Below are 607 nucleotides of genomic sequence, written 5' to 3'. Positions count from 1 at the left end.
ACCGCACTCGCCGTCCGCTGCCGCCGGGCAGCGCCCGGCACCGCCGGTGCCCTCGACACGTGCAGCACGCCCGGCAGACCCGACAAGTCCAGCACGCGCGCCGCGCCCGCCTCGCCCGGCGCGCTCTGCGGACCCGGCACGTCCGGCGGACCCGGCACGCCCGGTGGATCCGGCACCTTCAGCACGCCCGTCGCGCCCGGCACGTGCAGCGCGCCCTGCACCTTCAACGCGCCCGTCGCACCCGACACACCCGGCGCCTTCAGCACGTCCGGCGGATCCGGCGCGTCCGGTGGACCCGGCGCGTCCGGTGGACCCGGCGCGCCCGGTGGACCCGGCGCGCCCGGTGGACCCGGCGCGCCCGGTGGACCCGGCGCGTCCGGTGGAGCCGACGCCTTCAGCACGCCCGGTGGGCCCGACCTACCCTTCGCGTGTGGTGGGCGGGGTGTCCTCCCCTGGCCAGGGTGGGGGCGAGGCCGGGGGCGAAGGTACCGGCGGTGGTGGGGTTCCGGTGGCGATTCCTGATGGGCTGGCGGTGATCCCGCCGGGGGCCGAGCTTGCGGGGGTGCTGGCGGGTATCGATGTGGAGCGGGTGTCGGGGTTCGACACT

The 607-nt window shown here is 77.9% G+C and carries 1 pseudogene; it reads right to left on the bottom strand.

Annotated features, from left to right (window positions below):
• Nucleotides 1-248: pseudogene (locus HCK04_RS40485) on the bottom strand (hypothetical protein); the annotation flags it as partial.
• Nucleotides 249-607 lie beyond the last annotated feature (359 nt).

The organism is Microbispora sp. CL1-1 (assembly GCF_012034195.1).
Classification (GTDB): domain Bacteria; phylum Actinomycetota; class Actinomycetes; order Streptosporangiales; family Streptosporangiaceae; genus Microbispora.
Note: the sequence above shows the minus strand (reverse complement) of the source record. Positions and strands in the feature narration are given on the sequence as shown.